This is a genomic window from Edaphobacter acidisoli (assembly GCF_014642855.1).
In the GTDB taxonomy this organism is placed as follows: domain Bacteria; phylum Acidobacteriota; class Terriglobia; order Terriglobales; family Acidobacteriaceae; genus Edaphobacter; species Edaphobacter acidisoli.
The window spans coordinates 213,096-228,036 of record NZ_BMJB01000002.1 but is presented as its reverse complement, the minus strand read 5'-3'; the positions used below and the strand labels follow the sequence as shown (position 1 = coordinate 228,036).

The window sequence follows — 14,941 nt, the reverse complement described above, 5'->3', positions numbered from 1 at the left end:
AAATACGTTGACCCAGCGAATCATTGCCGCGATGCTGGCCGGAATGATGGCGGGGACACCTGCTATGGTGCGCGCGCAGCAGGCGAATCCGGATGGCAGCTTCACGCTGAAGGTCGAGAGTAACATCGTGCTAACTAATGTGGTCGTGCGCGACAAGAAGACTGGCGAACTGGTGAAGGGACTGAAGGCCAGCGACTTCACGATCCTCGAAAATGGCAAGCCGCAGACGGTCTCGACCTTCGACTACCAGAACGTCGATGCAGCCGCGGTGCTGCGCGAATCGACTACTGTCAGCGGCAAGGCTACGGTGGCAGATCTGCTGAACCAGAACTTCGCCGAAAAGCCTTCGGAGCTCAAAGACCATCGCCTGATTGTGATGTTCTTCGACCTGAGCAGCATGCAGCCGGAGGATGTGGACCGCGCGGTAGAGGCGGCGCAAGACTACATCAAGAAAAAGATGCAGCCTGCCGATCTTGTCGCGCTGGTGAGCATGGACACGTCGCTCAGCATGGACCAGGACTTTACCTCGGACAAAGACCTTCTGCTCAAAGGCGTAGGCCGCTACAACGGCTCGGAAGGCTCAGGCTTCGCCAACGGCAATGAAGGCGGCGACTCCAGCGGAACGGCAGACGACGCATCAAGCTTCACCGCGGATGACAGCGAGTACAACGCGCTCAACACGGACCGCGAGCTGTATGCCATTCGCGAGATTGCCAAGAGTCTGGAGCGAGTGGACCAGCGCAAGAGCCTGCTTTATTTCTCCGGTGGACTGACGCGGCAAGGCATTGAAAATCAGGCGAGCATGCGCGCTGCGACGAACGAAGCCGTGCGGGCCAACATGGCGATCTATAGCGTAGACGCGCGCGGTCTTCAGGCGCTCTCGCCTGTCGGCGACGCTTCGACGGGAAGTCTGCGGGGAAATGCAGCTTACAGTGGCGGCGCGATGCAGAACCAGTTGAATTCGAACTTCAGCTCGCAGGAAACGCTAGCGACGCTGGCAAGCGACACGGGTGGCAAGGCATTCTTCGACTCAAACGACTTCGCGCCGGCGTTCCAGCAGGTGCAGCACGACACCGAGGCCTACTATATCCTCGGCTTCCGCTCGACCAACACGGCACGCGATGGCAGCTATCGGCATCTAACCATTAGGGTCAACCGCAGCGATGTGAAGCTGGAGTACAGACCCGGATACTATGCTCCCGCCGACTTCAAGCACCAGAAGGCCGAAGATCGCGAAGAGGCCCTGATGGAGCAGATGCGCAGTTCTCTGCCCGCAACCGATGTCGCGGTCTATCTGGAGGCGCTCTACTTCAGGATGAGCGATAACAGGTTCTTTGTGCCTGTCTCGCTGATCGTGCCGGGTTCGCAGATTCCATTCTTGAAGAACGGCGACAAAGACAAAGCAAACATCGACATCATGGGTCAGGTAAAGAACGCCGAAGGCATCGTCGTCGGTAACGTGCGGGACACAGTGAAGCTTGCACTTGACCAGTCACAACAGGTTGAGCGGAAGAACATTCAGTACACGACCGGCTTTACACTCGCGCCCGGACGCTATCACCTCAAGTTTGTGGTGCGCGAAAACCAGACCGGGGCAATGGGCAGCTTCGAGGCCGACCTGCAGGTTCCTGACCTCAAAAAAATGCCGCTGAAGATGAGTTCGATTGTGCTTTCGAGTCAACGAACTCCCGATACGAAGAAGTCCACCGATCCGCTGGTGCGCGATGGGTTGGAGTGGATTCCCAACGTGCCGCATGTCTTCCGACAAGACCAGCACCTGTACTTCCTCTACGAGATCTACGACCCTACACGAGAGAAGAACGGCCCTGCGCCGCCTGCTTCTCCCGGCCTCGTGCGGAGACCCTCCGGACAGGTGCATGTATTGACCAGCATCGAGTTCATGCGTGGCGGGGTGAAAGTGTATGAGACGCCTCTAGTTGAAGCTGACACGGTTAATACGCCCGATCGTGGCGCGGTTTCGTTCCAGTTCGATGTGCCTCTAAGCCAACTGAAACCGGGGACTTACATCTGCCAGGTCAACGTCATCGACGACGCAGGAGGTAGCTTCAGCTTTCCGAGAATGGCGCTGATGGTACGCCCAGCCGCACCGGCTGCGGCCCCAGCGAAGAATTCGGTGGCGTCCGCCCGGTAAACCGCTGTTGACATTCTCCGCCGGCGGGAGGAGGATTTGAGCGTACCTTCTCGAGGTGCGCCATGAGACCGTGCTGGTATGCGTCTTGTCTCGTTCTTCTCTTTGGCATGTCGATCGCTGCAGCTCAGCCGGGCGTACAGCAGGACAGCCTAACTCCTGATCAGCTTCGTGCCTTTGAACACAGCAGTCCGCAGTGGCCGGATATTCAGGCCCACCTGCCTGATCCAATGATCGGAAGCCCTCAACAATTAGAAATGGCCGGGGACGTGCTTCGCGCCAGACGTTTCCCGCAGGATGCGCTTGACTACTACATGTATGCCATGCGGCGCGGCGGCAAAGAGGTTCCCCTCTTGAACAAGATGGGGATTACCGAGCTTGGCCTCGGGCACTCTCAACGTGCACGTACCTACTTCAAAGAAGTGATCAAGCTGAAGAAGAAAGATGCAGAGGGATGGAACAACCTCGGCGCGGTTGAATACGTGATGGGCGAGGAGTCGAACGCAATCTTTGACTACAAGCGCGCCATCAAGCTGGACAAGAAAGGCGCCAGTTTCCACTCCAACCTCGCGACCGCCTATCTCGAAGACAAAAACTGGAGCGGAGCACGCAGAGAATATGCGATCGCGCTCAGACTCGATCCGGAGATATTCGATCGCTCGAATAGTCTGGGCGTAACGGCCCGCATGTTGACAACCGACGACCACGCCCGCTTTTGCTACGAGCTTGCCAGGATATTTGCGGTGCGCGGCGACGATGTGCAGATGCTGCACTATCTGACGATGGCGAGCGAGGGTGGCTTCGACGTGCTCGAAGCCATGAGCCATGACCAAGTCATGGAACACCTCCGCAAAGACCCGCGCGTGCTGCTGCTGGTGCACAATGCGCGTGCGTTGAGAACCGGACGAGCGTCTGTCGAAAACGTGCCAGGAGCACTTCCTCCTCTGTCTTCGCAGCCCGAGGTCCAGCACGAATGACCACTAACGATACGGACAGTGCCTGCAGTTTGAGTTGCAACAGTACCCGCGCTTCAAATGATATTGGGTAGTGAAGACTAGGTATTGTCCTTCGTAATAAAAATCTCCAGGGTCGAGATTTGCAGGCTCTGATGACTCGGCCTTGCGGATCCTTTCAGTCTGCATGTCCTCGATTGGCTTGGGCTTCGAGTGCGGCGGATTGGGCATGGCTAGAACAATCCTAGATTGCGTTCGGGAGCGGTTGCTGGCAGCATCGCCGGATGAGGCTCGTTTTCAGCATTGAACGACGCGGCTTCGGGCTCAGATTCGTTGTGCAATCTTCCGTTACGAAACAAGGTCTGTTTACCGGGGACGGCGGGCACACGCTCGCCGGGGATAACAATGCCGACGAGGTTCGCAGGGTCAGCAGCCGCAACGGGAATAATGATATTGCTATCGCGATGACGAGCAGCGCGCAGCGATTCGACAGCCTCCGGCAACGCGAATTGTTCGCCACTGAAGCCCGAAACAAAGCGGCCCCCGCGAACTTCGCCACGCGCTTCAAGACGGCGCAGGATTCCAACAAGATCGCGCCAGCGAGGTGCGTTGGACTCGCGTGCCAGCAGATCACGGAAGAGCACACCGTAGCGGGTAAGAAGTTGTCGCGCAAAGGATTCGAGCGCAGCTTCAGTGCGGCGAGCCTGTTCGATACGCGTAGGTGCGGCGTGCAAATCCTCCGAGAGCAACGACCAGCGGCCTGCGGAACTGCGCGCCGCGCGTTTGCCTATGGGCTCTGTAGCGGATTTGCGGCGCGGATCCATCATGGCTCGAAGCTGATCGAAGCCATCGGCTGCAGCAAGTCCGGCTGTGGCAAGTTCCCACAGAGCTCGTTGTGTCTGTGCGCGCGTAAAGTTGAGAATGCGCTGAATGTCGTTGGAGAAACACGCTCCTCGCTGTCGGAGGAGATCGCGCACCTGTAGGGCCTCGGGGCTGAGAGCTTGCTGGAGTCTGGCCTCTTCGACCGACTGCTGCGCTAATGCATGTGGCAGCCAATCGGCGAATTCGCGCACGTAGAACGTGATGGGCGCGGCGTTGGTTGGAATGACGCGGCGCGGCGCTGACGAATCGCCGGAGGAACTACTGCCCGCAAACCATGCCGGGTGCGGCGAGATGCGTCCCCAACCAACTGCGCCGGAAAGACAAAGGTTATCCAGCCAGCGCGAATCATAGTCCGCGACGCGCGCAGGAAGCAGCGTGCGCTCCCACTCGATTGCCGGAGCCTCGAAACCTTCGAGCTGATGCAGCGCGGCGAGCACGCCGTCTTCGCCAGCGAGCTGCGTCTGCGGCGCAAGGTGCTGCCAGCCGAGCAGCCAACGCATATAGACGGCAGGAGTGACAGGCTCGATCTGCTTGCGCAACGTGTGCAGTGTGCGGCGATGAATGCGCTGCAGAAGTCGTCGTTCGCACCACTCAATATCGTATTCTTCTGTAACTGCCGGCTGCTCGAAAGAGCCACGCATCAGCAAGCCCTGCATTTCCATTGCAAGAAATTGTTGAAAGACGGCAGGAGGCTCTAAACCTAACAATGCTGCGAAGGAGCGCGCAGTCGTAGGTCCAAGAATTTGTGACCACCCCTGAACACACTGCTTCATCGCCATTTCTTTTGTAACCTCTGCTGTTTCTCTTTGCTCGTCCGCAGAGAGTGCAGCACAGTATGAGATGCGTTCGGCAGCGACCAAACATGGAATGCCGTTGAGGTCTATCGTCTTGGCTCGTCCGGTTTGCGTGAGCCTTTCAAAGAACTGCTCCCAGTGGCGTGCTTCCGGCCTATCGACAAAGGAGAGCGGCAGTGCGACGAGAGCAAGCAGAAGATCGTGCAGCTCGTGCTCGTCGCGAAGGTCGGGCCAGCACTCGCGGCGAATCTCGTCAATAGCAGCCTGATCGAGTTTGCCCGGTGCCTCCGGCAGAGCGCGGCCGAGTGTGGTGGCACGAGCGCGGCGTTCTTCAAGGCCAGCCTCATCCAGATACGCGAAAGGATTGGCATTGAGCAGCTCATGGGCGAACTGCGACGGCGTAGGCGTATCGATAGCGAGACAGCGAATCGCTCCAGAATGAATACCATCAAGCACTTCGATGAGCCCTTCGAGGTCCATCGCCTCTTGCAGCGTGTCCTGCATAACTTCATCGACCAAGGGGTGTGCCGGAATTTGGATGTCACCCTCGATGTTCTCGAAACAGGCAGCGGCCTGCGGAAAGACACTGGCCAGTAGGTCTTCCGAGCGTGTGCGCTGTATCTGCGGCGCGATGCGTTTGCCCTTGGAGTAGCGCAGCAGTTGCAAGCTGCGGTTAGCGGCCCAACGCCACCGTGTCTTGAAGATGGGTGAGGCAATCGCCGCCTGCTCAAGTAGCTCTTTCACCGTGTTCGTGGTGAGGAACTGGAAGACATCGCTGAGCGGGAAGCTGTGCTGCTCGGCGAGCGAGATGTTGATGCCGTTGTCCGTGGCTGCTGCTTGTAGCTCGAAGTTGAAGCCGCGGCAGAAGCGCTTGCGCAGCGCCAGGCCCCAGGCCTTGTTGATGCGGCCCCCGAAGGGGGCGTGCAGGATTAGTTGCATCCCGCCGCCGTCGTCGAAAAATCGTTCGGCAATAATCGTGCTCCGCGAAGGAACGGCGCCTAGAGCGGCGCGACCATTGACAATGTAGGCGATAAGCTGCTGCGCACCGCTCTGGCACAGGCCACACTCATCCATCAGCCACTTTGTCGTTGCAGCGACCTCCGAGTCAGTCTGCGAGATGTTTCCCGGCGTAACATTCGGCGTGCGCCGTGATATCTCCTCGCGCAGCTCGCCGACTCCATCCGAGAGCACAGCAGTGCGCTGCGGCGCTTCGCCTTCCCAGAAAGGCAGCGTGGGTGGCGCACCGTGAGCATCCTCGACCAGCACACGGCCAATAGCCTCGATGCGCTGGATACGCCAGCTCGACGTGCCGAGCAGAACGACATCACCGGGACTTGAGTCCACAGCGAAATGCTCGTCGAGCGTGGCAATCTGCACGCCTTCGGGTTGGAGGATGACGCCGTAGAGGTTAGTCTCGGGAATCGCGCCGCCGTTGGAGATGGCAATCATGCGTGCTCCCCGGCGCGGGCGCAGTTGGCTGTGGATGCCATCGCGCAGCAAATATGCTCCGTAGCGTCCGCGGCTGGATTCGATACCGTTAGCAAGTAGATCGACCAGCGCGTCAAAGCGGGCGCGTGTGAGATTGCGATAGGGATACGCGCCCCGAATCACTTCGTAGAGCGCATCTTCTTCCCATGGCTCCGCGCCGCAGCAGGCGACGATCTGCTGCATCAGAACGTCCGTCGGCTCGGGAGGAATCTGTAACTGATCCAGTTCGCCCGAGCGCATCTTGCGGATGAGCGCGGCCTGTTCTGCGAGATCATCGCGTGTTGTGCTGAAGAAGCGGCCTTTGGGAATCGCCCCACGCCAGTGCCCTGCGCGGCCGATACGCTGCATCGCCGTGGCAACCGCGCGCGTGCTGCTGATCTGGCAGACGAGATCGATATCTCCTATATCGATGCCCATCTCAAGCGATGCCGTGGCGACGAGTATCTTGATCTCGCCGCTCTTCAATCGCTGCTCTGCATCCAACCGCAACGTGCGTGAGAGCGAGCCGTGATGCGCTGCGACATTCTCCGCGCCAAGCCGCTCGGAGAGCGCGAACGCTATCTTCTCCACCAGCCGGCGCGTATTGACGAAGACCAGCGTCGAGCGATGATTCTCCGCACAGGCCGCCAGTTTGTCGAAGATCTCGTTCCACATGGCATTCGTGGCCACGGAGCTGAGTTCATCCGAAGGAACCTCAATGGCCAGGTCCAGTTCGCGCCGCTGGCCAACCTGCACAATCGTGGCCGGCTTGCGCGTCTCGTGCGCTCCGGTGAGAAACTCTGCCACCAATTCAATCGGATTCTGCGTAGCCGAAAGCCCTATTCGCTGTGGCGGCGTTGCCAACCCAGCAAGATGCGCTCCGGCACACAGACGATTCTCTCCCGTCACGAGTGCGTCGAGCCGTTCGAGCGAGAGTGCAAGGTGCGCGCCGCGTTTGTCGTCGGCAACGGCGTGAATCTCGTCAACAATCACTGTGCGGACACGTCGCAGTTGCTCGCGTGACTTCGCGGCGGTCAGAAGAATGTAGAGCGACTCCGGCGTTGTGACCAGGATGTGCGGAGGATTGCGCAGCATGGCGGCGCGCTCCTTCGCCAGCGTGTCGCCTGTACGGACTGCAGTGCGAATCTCCGGGCAAAGATAGCCGCGCTCGATGGCAAGCCTCTGAATCTCCGCGAGCGGGCCATTCAGGTTCTTCTGCACGTCGTTCGACAGCGCCTTGAGCGGGCTGACGTAGACCACCTGCGTCGCGGGCGCGAGGCTGCCCGAGATCGCCGCACGCAGCAGTTGATCGATGCAGACGAGAAAGGCCGCGAGCGTTTTGCCGCTGCCAGTCGGAGCGGAGATCAGCGTTGCGTCGCCCGCGAGAATGCTGGGCCAGCCTTGCTCCTGCGGCTCGGTGGGAGTGCCGAATTTGCTGACAAACCACTCCGCCGTGACCGGATGAGCCCAGGCGAGTGACGCGGGGATTTCGACGGCCTGCATGGGGAAATTTTAGCGCGTTTTTTCGTGCTTTGTTCGCCAGCGCCAGCTACATGTTGCCGACGCCCACATCAGCCGTAGCAGCGTTTGAGCTGGACTCATCGAGATACTGCTCGACCACTTTCTGCAGCGTACCTTGTGCGGAGAGAATGAAATCGATGGCATCGCGTCCTGCGCCAAAACCTCCGCGGTTCGGCGTGACGTAGTGCGCTATGGCCTTGACCTCGGCGCGCGCATTAGCAGGAGCAATGGCGAGGCCGCACTGACGCATCACAGGCAGGTCGATGATGTCGTCGCCGACGTAGCAGAGCTGCGAGATGCCGATGTGCGTCTTGGCAAGGATTTCATTGATGGCGTCCATCTTGTGCGCCTGACCCTGGTAGACGAACTCCAGCTTCAGGTCGTTGGCGCGGATGGCCACCGTGCGCGACTGGCGCTTGGTGATGATGCCGATACGGAGCCCGCCCATGCGGCCGAGCGAGATGCCTAGACCATCATGGGCACAGAAGCCCTTCGCTTCGATGCCGTGGCCATCGGAGCCGGGAATGACGAAGATCTGGCCATCGGTGAGAACGCCGTCAACGTCGAAGATGAGAACTTTGATATTTTTTGCGCGAGCTTCAGCGGTCATCTTTCGATGATAACGTGGCGGGCTTCACTCTTCCGAAGGCCCGCCACGTCTCATCATTAACGACGACGCCAGTGGCCGGGGACCCAGACCCAGCCGCGCGGTCCGCCATTGCGCCAGTGGCCAGGAACCCAGCGTGCTCCGCGATAGGGTGGGGCGACATATGTGCCTGGAACCCAGACATAACGTCGTCCGTCCCAGCGCTGATAACCCTGCTGCCATACCCAGTCCGGATGCCCGACAGGCCGCACTGGAACCACCTCGCGCGGCGGTGGCGGCGGACCAATGCGAATCGATACCTGCGCCATGGCGACGCCTGTCGACAGCAAAGCAGCGCACACGGCGGAAAGCAAAAATTTCTTCATCTCCGGTCTCTCCTCAATTGGAATTGCAGAAAGCAGTCTGCATACGGCTCGGAACTGTCCCATCCTACCTTCTCTCTATATTGGATGCGAGTTGCAATGCTGGTACTGTCTGCCTGCTCTGGGCCTTCGTACAGGTCGGTGCCGAGATCTCCTTGTAGTAGTATGAGTTGCGGGTTCCGTAATGAAGAAGATTCTTTTGAGCTGGAGTGGAGGAAAGGACTCGGCATGGGCGCTTCACCTATTGCGTCAGGCCGGCAAGTTAGAGGTGGGAGCACTGCTGACGACGGTGAACGAGAAGTTTCGCCGTGTAGCGATCCATGGGTTCCGCGAGGAGTTGCTGAATAGGCAGGCGGAGCTGACAGGGCTGCCGCTGTGGAAGGTGGATCTTCCATTTCCGTGCTCGAACGAGGCGTATGAGGAGCGGATGGCCGCGGTATGCGCGCGGGCTGTGCAAGAGGGTTTTTCAGGGATCGCATTCGGAGACCTCTTTCTGGAGGACATCCGGGCATACCGGGTCGCGCGGCTGGCGGGGACGGGGTTGGAGCCGATCTTTCCGGTTTGGGGGATTCCGACGGGCCAGCTGGCGGGGGAGATGATGGCAGGTGGGCTGCGAGCACGATTGACGTGTGTTGACCCTCGCAAGGTTCCGGCGGAATTTGCGGGTCGCGAGTGGGACGCTTCCCTGCTTGGTGAGCTACCGGATGGAGTCGATCCATGCGGCGAGAACGGTGAGTTTCACTCTTTCTGCTACGCCGGGCCGATGTTCGCCAGAGAGATCCCAGTGGCAGCCGGCGAGCGAGTGATGCGAGACGGGTTCAGCTACGCAGAACTGGTTTGAGACAGCTTTCTCATAAATACCGTTAAGTTGCATATTTATGGTTCGCATATTTATGAATAGGCCATCACTCAGGCCGGCCCGAGAGAATACGTAGATTGCATGTGCAGGATTGGTTAGGCCTTGTCCTTATGAGACAACAGTTGCTCCGCTGTGTGCCGGTCGGTGATCAGAACGTTGATCCAACCGCCCAGCAGTGCCGCATGAATAGCCGGGAGTTTCCTGCCACCACCAGCAATGCCTACAACAGTCTTTGCCTTCTTCAACGTCGGCAGATCGATCCCAATCACGCGGTCCATGAGCGTCGATTTAATCGGCGCGCCTTGCGCATCGAAAAAGCGAAGACAAATGTCACCGACAGCGCCAAGAGCCTGCATCTTCTTCAACTCCGCCACAGAAAACACATTTCCGCTGCTGGCAAGCAGCGACGACGGCTGCACAGCGCCAACTCCCACCAACGCGACATCAAGCTTCTTGAACAGATTCGATACGACCTTCACAGCAGGATCTCTCGAAAGAACATCACGCGCCCCGGCAGTCGCTACAACGGCAGGCGCCTGCAGCAATATCGGAGTCGCCTTAATCCGCGAGGCGAGATCGTGTGCCAATCGGTTCGCATGATATTGGCTGCCCGTATTTCCCACACCGCCAAGAATCTGGACAACCGTGCCATCACGTCCCTGATCATTCTGGTGCAGTGAGTCCAACATTGCGATGAGCGAACGGCTCCACGAAGAGATGCCAATGACCATGCCAGGCTTGAGACGAGTCTCGATCCAGAATGCCGCAGCCGTGCCCAGATCCCGTGCAATATTTTCCTCGTGATTGAGCGTATCTACCACGACGGCTTCCTGAATGCCATAACGCTCCTCCAGTGCTTGTTCCATCTCTGTAAAAACGCCATTTGGAATAGCCACGCTGATACGCACGACGCCTTCCGACCGCGCACGCTTCAAAAGCCTGGAGATCGTCGATTGATGAATGCTCAATCGATCCGTGATGGCCTGTTGGCGCAAACCTTGCTCATAGTAGAGCCGGGCTATCTTCGTCATCAGACGCAGTTCAGCTGATCTGGACATAAATGTTTTATAGCATAGCGTTTCCATGTGCCCAGCCGACGCTTTACTCTTTCATCGAATCGGCTCCGGCGCATCAATTCAGCGTGTCGTTCCGCGGAGAACCGCAATTCGACTCTGTAATAGTCTCCGGCAATCTCTGCTTCAGTTAGCAACACTTCTTGACACGCAAGGCGCAAATTCTATATACAGATTTACTTTTTATAAAAGAATATTTTCATATACAAATCACCAAAGAGACGCATCGCAAGGAGTAACCGAGGATGATGAATCGTCGAAATTTTATAGAACTGATGGGCACAGGAATCGTCGCTGCCGGAAAGCCTCTGCCACTCGAAGCATTGGCGCCGCGAAGCTCGGGGCGGCCAAATTTTATCTTTATGATTTGCGACGATCTTGCCTTTCGGACCATAGGGTCGCTCAATAATCCCGAGGTTCATACTCCCAATATCGATAAGCTCGCCGCATCAGGATGCGCCTTTACCCACTGCTTTCATCAAGGCTCGTGGAGCCCCGCGGTCTGCACGCCCAGTCGCACCATGCTTAATAGCGGTCTCAGCGCCTTTCATGCCGAAGCCGGACTCGATGAGGTTCATCTGTGGGGACAGACGCTCGGCGCAGCAGGATATGACACCTACATCTGCGGAAAGTGGCATCTCGATCCCACAGCGCTACAGCGCAGCTTTAAGGAGATGGGCCCGATTGGACCGGGCATGTTTGAGTCCACGCCCATGGCTGGGGCTGCATACAATCGCCCCAGCCCAGGCAACCACTGGGAGCCATGGGACAAGACACAGAAAGGACATTGGCTACACACCGACCTGTGGCGTAACGAGCACCCTGACCGTATCGAGCACGCTGATGTTCTCTACAACGACTACTTCGTCGATCATCTGCTGAATAAGGCCGCGAAGCGCAATGCTCCGTTCTTCATGTATCTCGGCTTCAACTCTCCGCACGACCCGCGTCAGTCATTCAAAGAAGACCTTGCGCTTTACCCGCAGGAAGACATTCAAGTCCCGCCAAATTTTCTTCCCGAGCACCTCTTCGATCAGGGCGATAGCCGCATCCGTGATGAGGTGCTTGCTCCCTTCCCTCGTACGAAAGAGGCCGTGCAACTGCATCGGCGCGAATACTACGCCCTGATCACGCTGGTTGATCAACAGGTAGGACGCGTCATGGAGGCGCTGGCCCAATCAGGGAAGGCAGACAACACCTACATCATCCTAACTGCGGACCATGGACTTGCCGTGGGCGAACACGGATTGATGGGTAAGCAGAATTTGTATGACTGCAGCATCCGCATGCCGCTCATCATCTCAGGGCCGGGCATTACTCCTGGCAAGCGAGTCGATGAACTTGTCTACCAGCACAGCGCATACGCTACAACGTGCGAGCTGGCCGGTGTGTTGGTTCCGCAGACCGTCGAATTCCCGAGCCTTGTGCCTCTGCTGCACGGCGGCGGCAAACCGGTTCACGAAGCTGTGTTTTGCTACTATCGCGATTTTCAGAGGATGGTCCGCACCAGAAAACATAAGTTGATCCTCTATCCCAAGATCAAGCGCATACAGCTCTTTGATATCGAGAATGATCCGTGGGAGATTCATGATCTCTCTGCAGATTCAAGCCATGCAGAGACGAGACGCGAGATGACTGAACGGCTGGTCAAAATGCAGCAGGAACTAGGCGATCCCCTGTTACAGGCTGACAGCAGTTCTTAACTCCACTGGCATGAAGAAGGCACGGCTGAAGCCATGGCCATAATGGATTGAGCTATAGCGAGCTGATCGGGTTGGAATAAGGCTCTGAGGCTATATGCTTGGATACGCTTTGAAATTCATCTCTGGAGACTCCTGACGATGCGTACTTTTGTGGCTCTTACGATTGCTTTTGTAACCGCTGTCATTCCGGTTTACGGCCAGGCGGGCATTGCTGCCACGCCGCCGATGGGATGGAACAGCTGGAACCACTTTGCCGGGCACGTGACGGATGCCGATGTTCGCGCCGCTGCTGACGAACTTGTGAGCACCGGAATGCGCGATGCCGGGTACGTCTACGTGAACGTGGACGACACGTGGCAGGGCAAGCGGGATGCGGACGGGGTTCTGCATCCGAACGATCGGTTTCCGGATATGAAGGCGCTGGGGGATTACATCCACTCCAAGGGGTTGAAGTTTGGCATCTACTCTTCGCCCGGGGCAAAGACGTGTGGAGGTTATGAAGGAAGTCTGGGGCATGAGGCCCAGGATGCGAAGATGTATGCCGCCTGGGGCGTGGATTTTCTGAAGTATGACCTGTGCTCGTTTCAGGACAACATGCACAAGGCGGAGGCTGAGCATCCGGACGATCCGAATGCAGCGAATGCGCTGATGGTTGCGGCATACAAGAAGATGGGAGATGCACTGAAGGCGACGGGCCGACCGATTGTGTACAGCCTTTGCCAGTATGGGGTGGATCAGCCGTGGAAGTGGGGCCCGGGGCTGGGCGCGAATATGTGGCGAACGACGGATGACATCAACGATACGTATGGCCGGATGATTGCCATCGGATTCAGCCAGGCAGGCCTGGCGAAGTATGCGGGGCCGGGACACTGGAACGATCCGGACATGCTGGAGGTGGGTAACGGCGGGATGACCGAGGATGAGTACAAGACGCACATGAGCCTGTGGGTACTGCTGGCTGCGCCACTGCTGGCGGGCAATGATCTGACGAAGATGTCGGAGGCAGACAAGAGCATTCTGATGAACAAGGAAGCGATTGCGATTGATCAGGATGCGCTGGGCAAGCAAGGAGACCGCCTGTATGAGAGCGGCGACCTGGATGTGTGGACTAAACCGCTGAGCGGCGGGCGTGTGGCTGTGGGGCTTTTCAACCGGAGCTGGAGCGTGCGTGATGTCTCGGTCGACCTGGAGAAGATTGGGTTTAAGGGCAACGCGAAAGTGTGGAATGTATGGCAGGGGAAGGATATGGGGCGACGCTCGGGAGTTTACACGTCGAGGATTCCAAAGCACGGGGTGACTCTGCTGGTGGTTAGCAAATAAGACCGCTTCAAGCTGGAAGAGACGGCGCCGGTTGTAGGTTCCGCTGGTGATGACGAAGGCACCAGGGCGCGACGCTCTGCTTGGGATCGCCATGCGGCGATTGTAAAGCGTACCTCAGGGGCTAAAGCCCCTTGCTGTTTGGAGAGGGTTGCGGCACGGCTGAAGCCGTGCCCTTAAGCAAGGCGGTTCGAGCTTCGCTCGAATCCCGCTCATGCGATAAGTGCATTTACGACCGCCAAATCTAAACTTTGAATGCGAACCTACGCTACGGATTGGAATCTCGTTGTTTTCTCATATCGTCACGCCTTTCAATAAGGCTATACTTGGGATCGACACTTTCGGACCAACCCGGACACACTCCCTTTGAAATCCATTTCACCTTCGGCGCTCTGGACTTCCTCAAAATGACCCGCACAATCGTGTATGGAGGGCCTATCGTTTCGGGTTCCCTTCGGTGTGCTTGATCGAGCAGCCGTTTCAACGTTTCTTTGGGGTGTTTCTGAATCCAAGGGTCTGGCTTCTCACAAGGCACGAAGTAACTGAATTCATGAACCGAAGCTGGACAGCTTACTTGGAAATGAGGTGATGGGGCCTTTATAGAAATATCGCTCAACGGGTACCAACCTAGCGTTGATGGCGCCGAGTAATGGTAATAATTCCGGCCGAGTGCGTCAGTCAGTTCATCACTTTCCGGGCGAACTAGCAAGACCTCTCCAGAAACATCCGTAGCCTTCGTATTGAACATCACGACCATTCTGAGCAGTGTTGGGATTAGAGCATGTGGGATGGGTTTGCCCATTGGAATTTGCTCAATATTTTCTGAAGTCACGCTTGGGTCATCAACGAGTAGAGCCAGCTCTTCGTCTATATCGTGCTCATATCTGAGTCGAAGATTTGATTGAAAGGTTTCCAAATCCTTGGACGAAGCAATCAGATCCTCCACCTCTTTGTCTGTGGAATATATCTCACCTGAATGGTTTGCTCCTTGAGCATCCCCGCTCTTCGCAAGCAGCCCAAAGCGTGTTTCATGAATCTTGCAGACGTCAGCGATATGTTTATCGCCGCCTGACCTATAACTATCAGCCCCAATCCAATAACCATCTTTCGTCGCAATGACAACGATCATAGTTGCAGGGGCAGAACTCCCAAAAAGAAACATCAAGGATGCCAGAGCGAGCATTAAGCGAAGTTTGACAAGAACAGTCGAGGGCAGCCGCAGATATTGCCTTGGGCTGCCCTGACGATTTCGAC

General features: G+C 57.4%; 11 protein-coding genes. 5 read left to right on the top strand and 6 right to left on the bottom strand.

The window, feature by feature from the left end; translation table 11 throughout:
- The first annotated feature begins 7 nt into the window (after positions 1-7).
- Together IEX36_RS14010 and IEX36_RS14005 are read left to right on the top strand one after the other, a co-directional pair.
- Positions 8-2,152, top strand: coding sequence for a VWA domain-containing protein (locus IEX36_RS14010; RefSeq protein ID WP_308422320.1), 2,145 nt, complete (start codon positions 8-10; stop codon positions 2,150-2,152).
- A gap of 107 nt (positions 2,153-2,259) precedes the next feature.
- On the top strand, positions 2,260-3,126 hold the full coding sequence (locus IEX36_RS14005; protein WP_229669020.1) for a tetratricopeptide repeat protein: 867 nt from the start codon (positions 2,260-2,262) through the stop codon (positions 3,124-3,126).
- Between the two features lie 3 nt (positions 3,127-3,129).
- On the opposite strand, the gene IEX36_RS14000 is transcribed toward IEX36_RS14005, so the two are convergent.
- Genes IEX36_RS14000 through IEX36_RS13985 form a run of 4 tightly spaced genes read right to left on the bottom strand, consistent with a single transcriptional unit; the run spans position 3,130 to position 8,738 of the window.
- Positions 3,130-3,291: a DUF5522 domain-containing protein gene (locus IEX36_RS14000; RefSeq protein ID WP_188760349.1), complete on the bottom strand. Its 162-nt coding sequence runs from the start codon at positions 3,289-3,291 to the stop codon at positions 3,130-3,132.
- A 44-nt stretch (positions 3,292-3,335) separates the two neighbouring features.
- Complete coding sequence (locus IEX36_RS13995; RefSeq protein ID WP_188760181.1) at positions 3,336-7,748, bottom strand: DEAD/DEAH box helicase; 4,413 nt, start codon at positions 7,746-7,748, stop codon at positions 3,336-3,338.
- Between the two features lie 46 nt (positions 7,749-7,794).
- Complete coding sequence (locus IEX36_RS13990) at positions 7,795-8,376, bottom strand: KdsC family phosphatase (RefSeq protein WP_188760180.1); 582 nt, start codon at positions 8,374-8,376, stop codon at positions 7,795-7,797.
- 56 nt (positions 8,377-8,432) lie between these two features.
- Positions 8,433-8,738: a YXWGXW repeat-containing protein gene (locus IEX36_RS13985; RefSeq protein WP_188760179.1), complete on the bottom strand. Its 306-nt coding sequence runs from the start codon at positions 8,736-8,738 to the stop codon at positions 8,433-8,435.
- Between the two features lie 181 nt (positions 8,739-8,919).
- On the opposite strand from IEX36_RS13985, the gene IEX36_RS13980 reads away from it, so the two are divergent.
- Positions 8,920-9,576: a Dph6-related ATP pyrophosphatase gene (locus tag IEX36_RS13980; protein ID WP_188760178.1), complete on the top strand. Its 657-nt coding sequence runs from the start codon at positions 8,920-8,922 to the stop codon at positions 9,574-9,576.
- 113 nt (positions 9,577-9,689) lie between these two features.
- Here IEX36_RS13980 and IEX36_RS13975 read toward each other — a convergent pair whose 3' ends face one another.
- The gene (locus tag IEX36_RS13975; RefSeq protein ID WP_188760177.1) at positions 9,690-10,652 is read right to left on the bottom strand and encodes a sugar-binding transcriptional regulator; all 963 of its coding nucleotides are present in this window, start codon (positions 10,650-10,652) and stop codon (positions 9,690-9,692) included.
- 263 nt (positions 10,653-10,915) lie between these two features.
- Between IEX36_RS13975 and IEX36_RS13970 the strand changes: the two genes are divergently transcribed.
- Positions 10,916-12,370, top strand: a complete 1,455-nt coding sequence (locus IEX36_RS13970) for a sulfatase family protein (RefSeq protein WP_188760176.1) — start codon at positions 10,916-10,918, stop codon at positions 12,368-12,370.
- A gap of 138 nt (positions 12,371-12,508) precedes the next feature.
- Entirely contained in the window at positions 12,509-13,690 is a 1,182-nt protein-coding gene (locus tag IEX36_RS13965; protein ID WP_188760175.1) for a glycoside hydrolase family 27 protein, read from the top strand.
- A 265-nt stretch (positions 13,691-13,955) separates the two neighbouring features.
- Here the strand turns inward: IEX36_RS13965 and IEX36_RS13960 are convergent, their stop codons facing one another.
- Positions 13,956-14,816, bottom strand: coding sequence for a hypothetical protein (locus IEX36_RS13960; protein WP_188760174.1), 861 nt, complete (start codon positions 14,814-14,816; stop codon positions 13,956-13,958).
- Between the last annotated feature and the right edge of the window lie 125 nt (positions 14,817-14,941).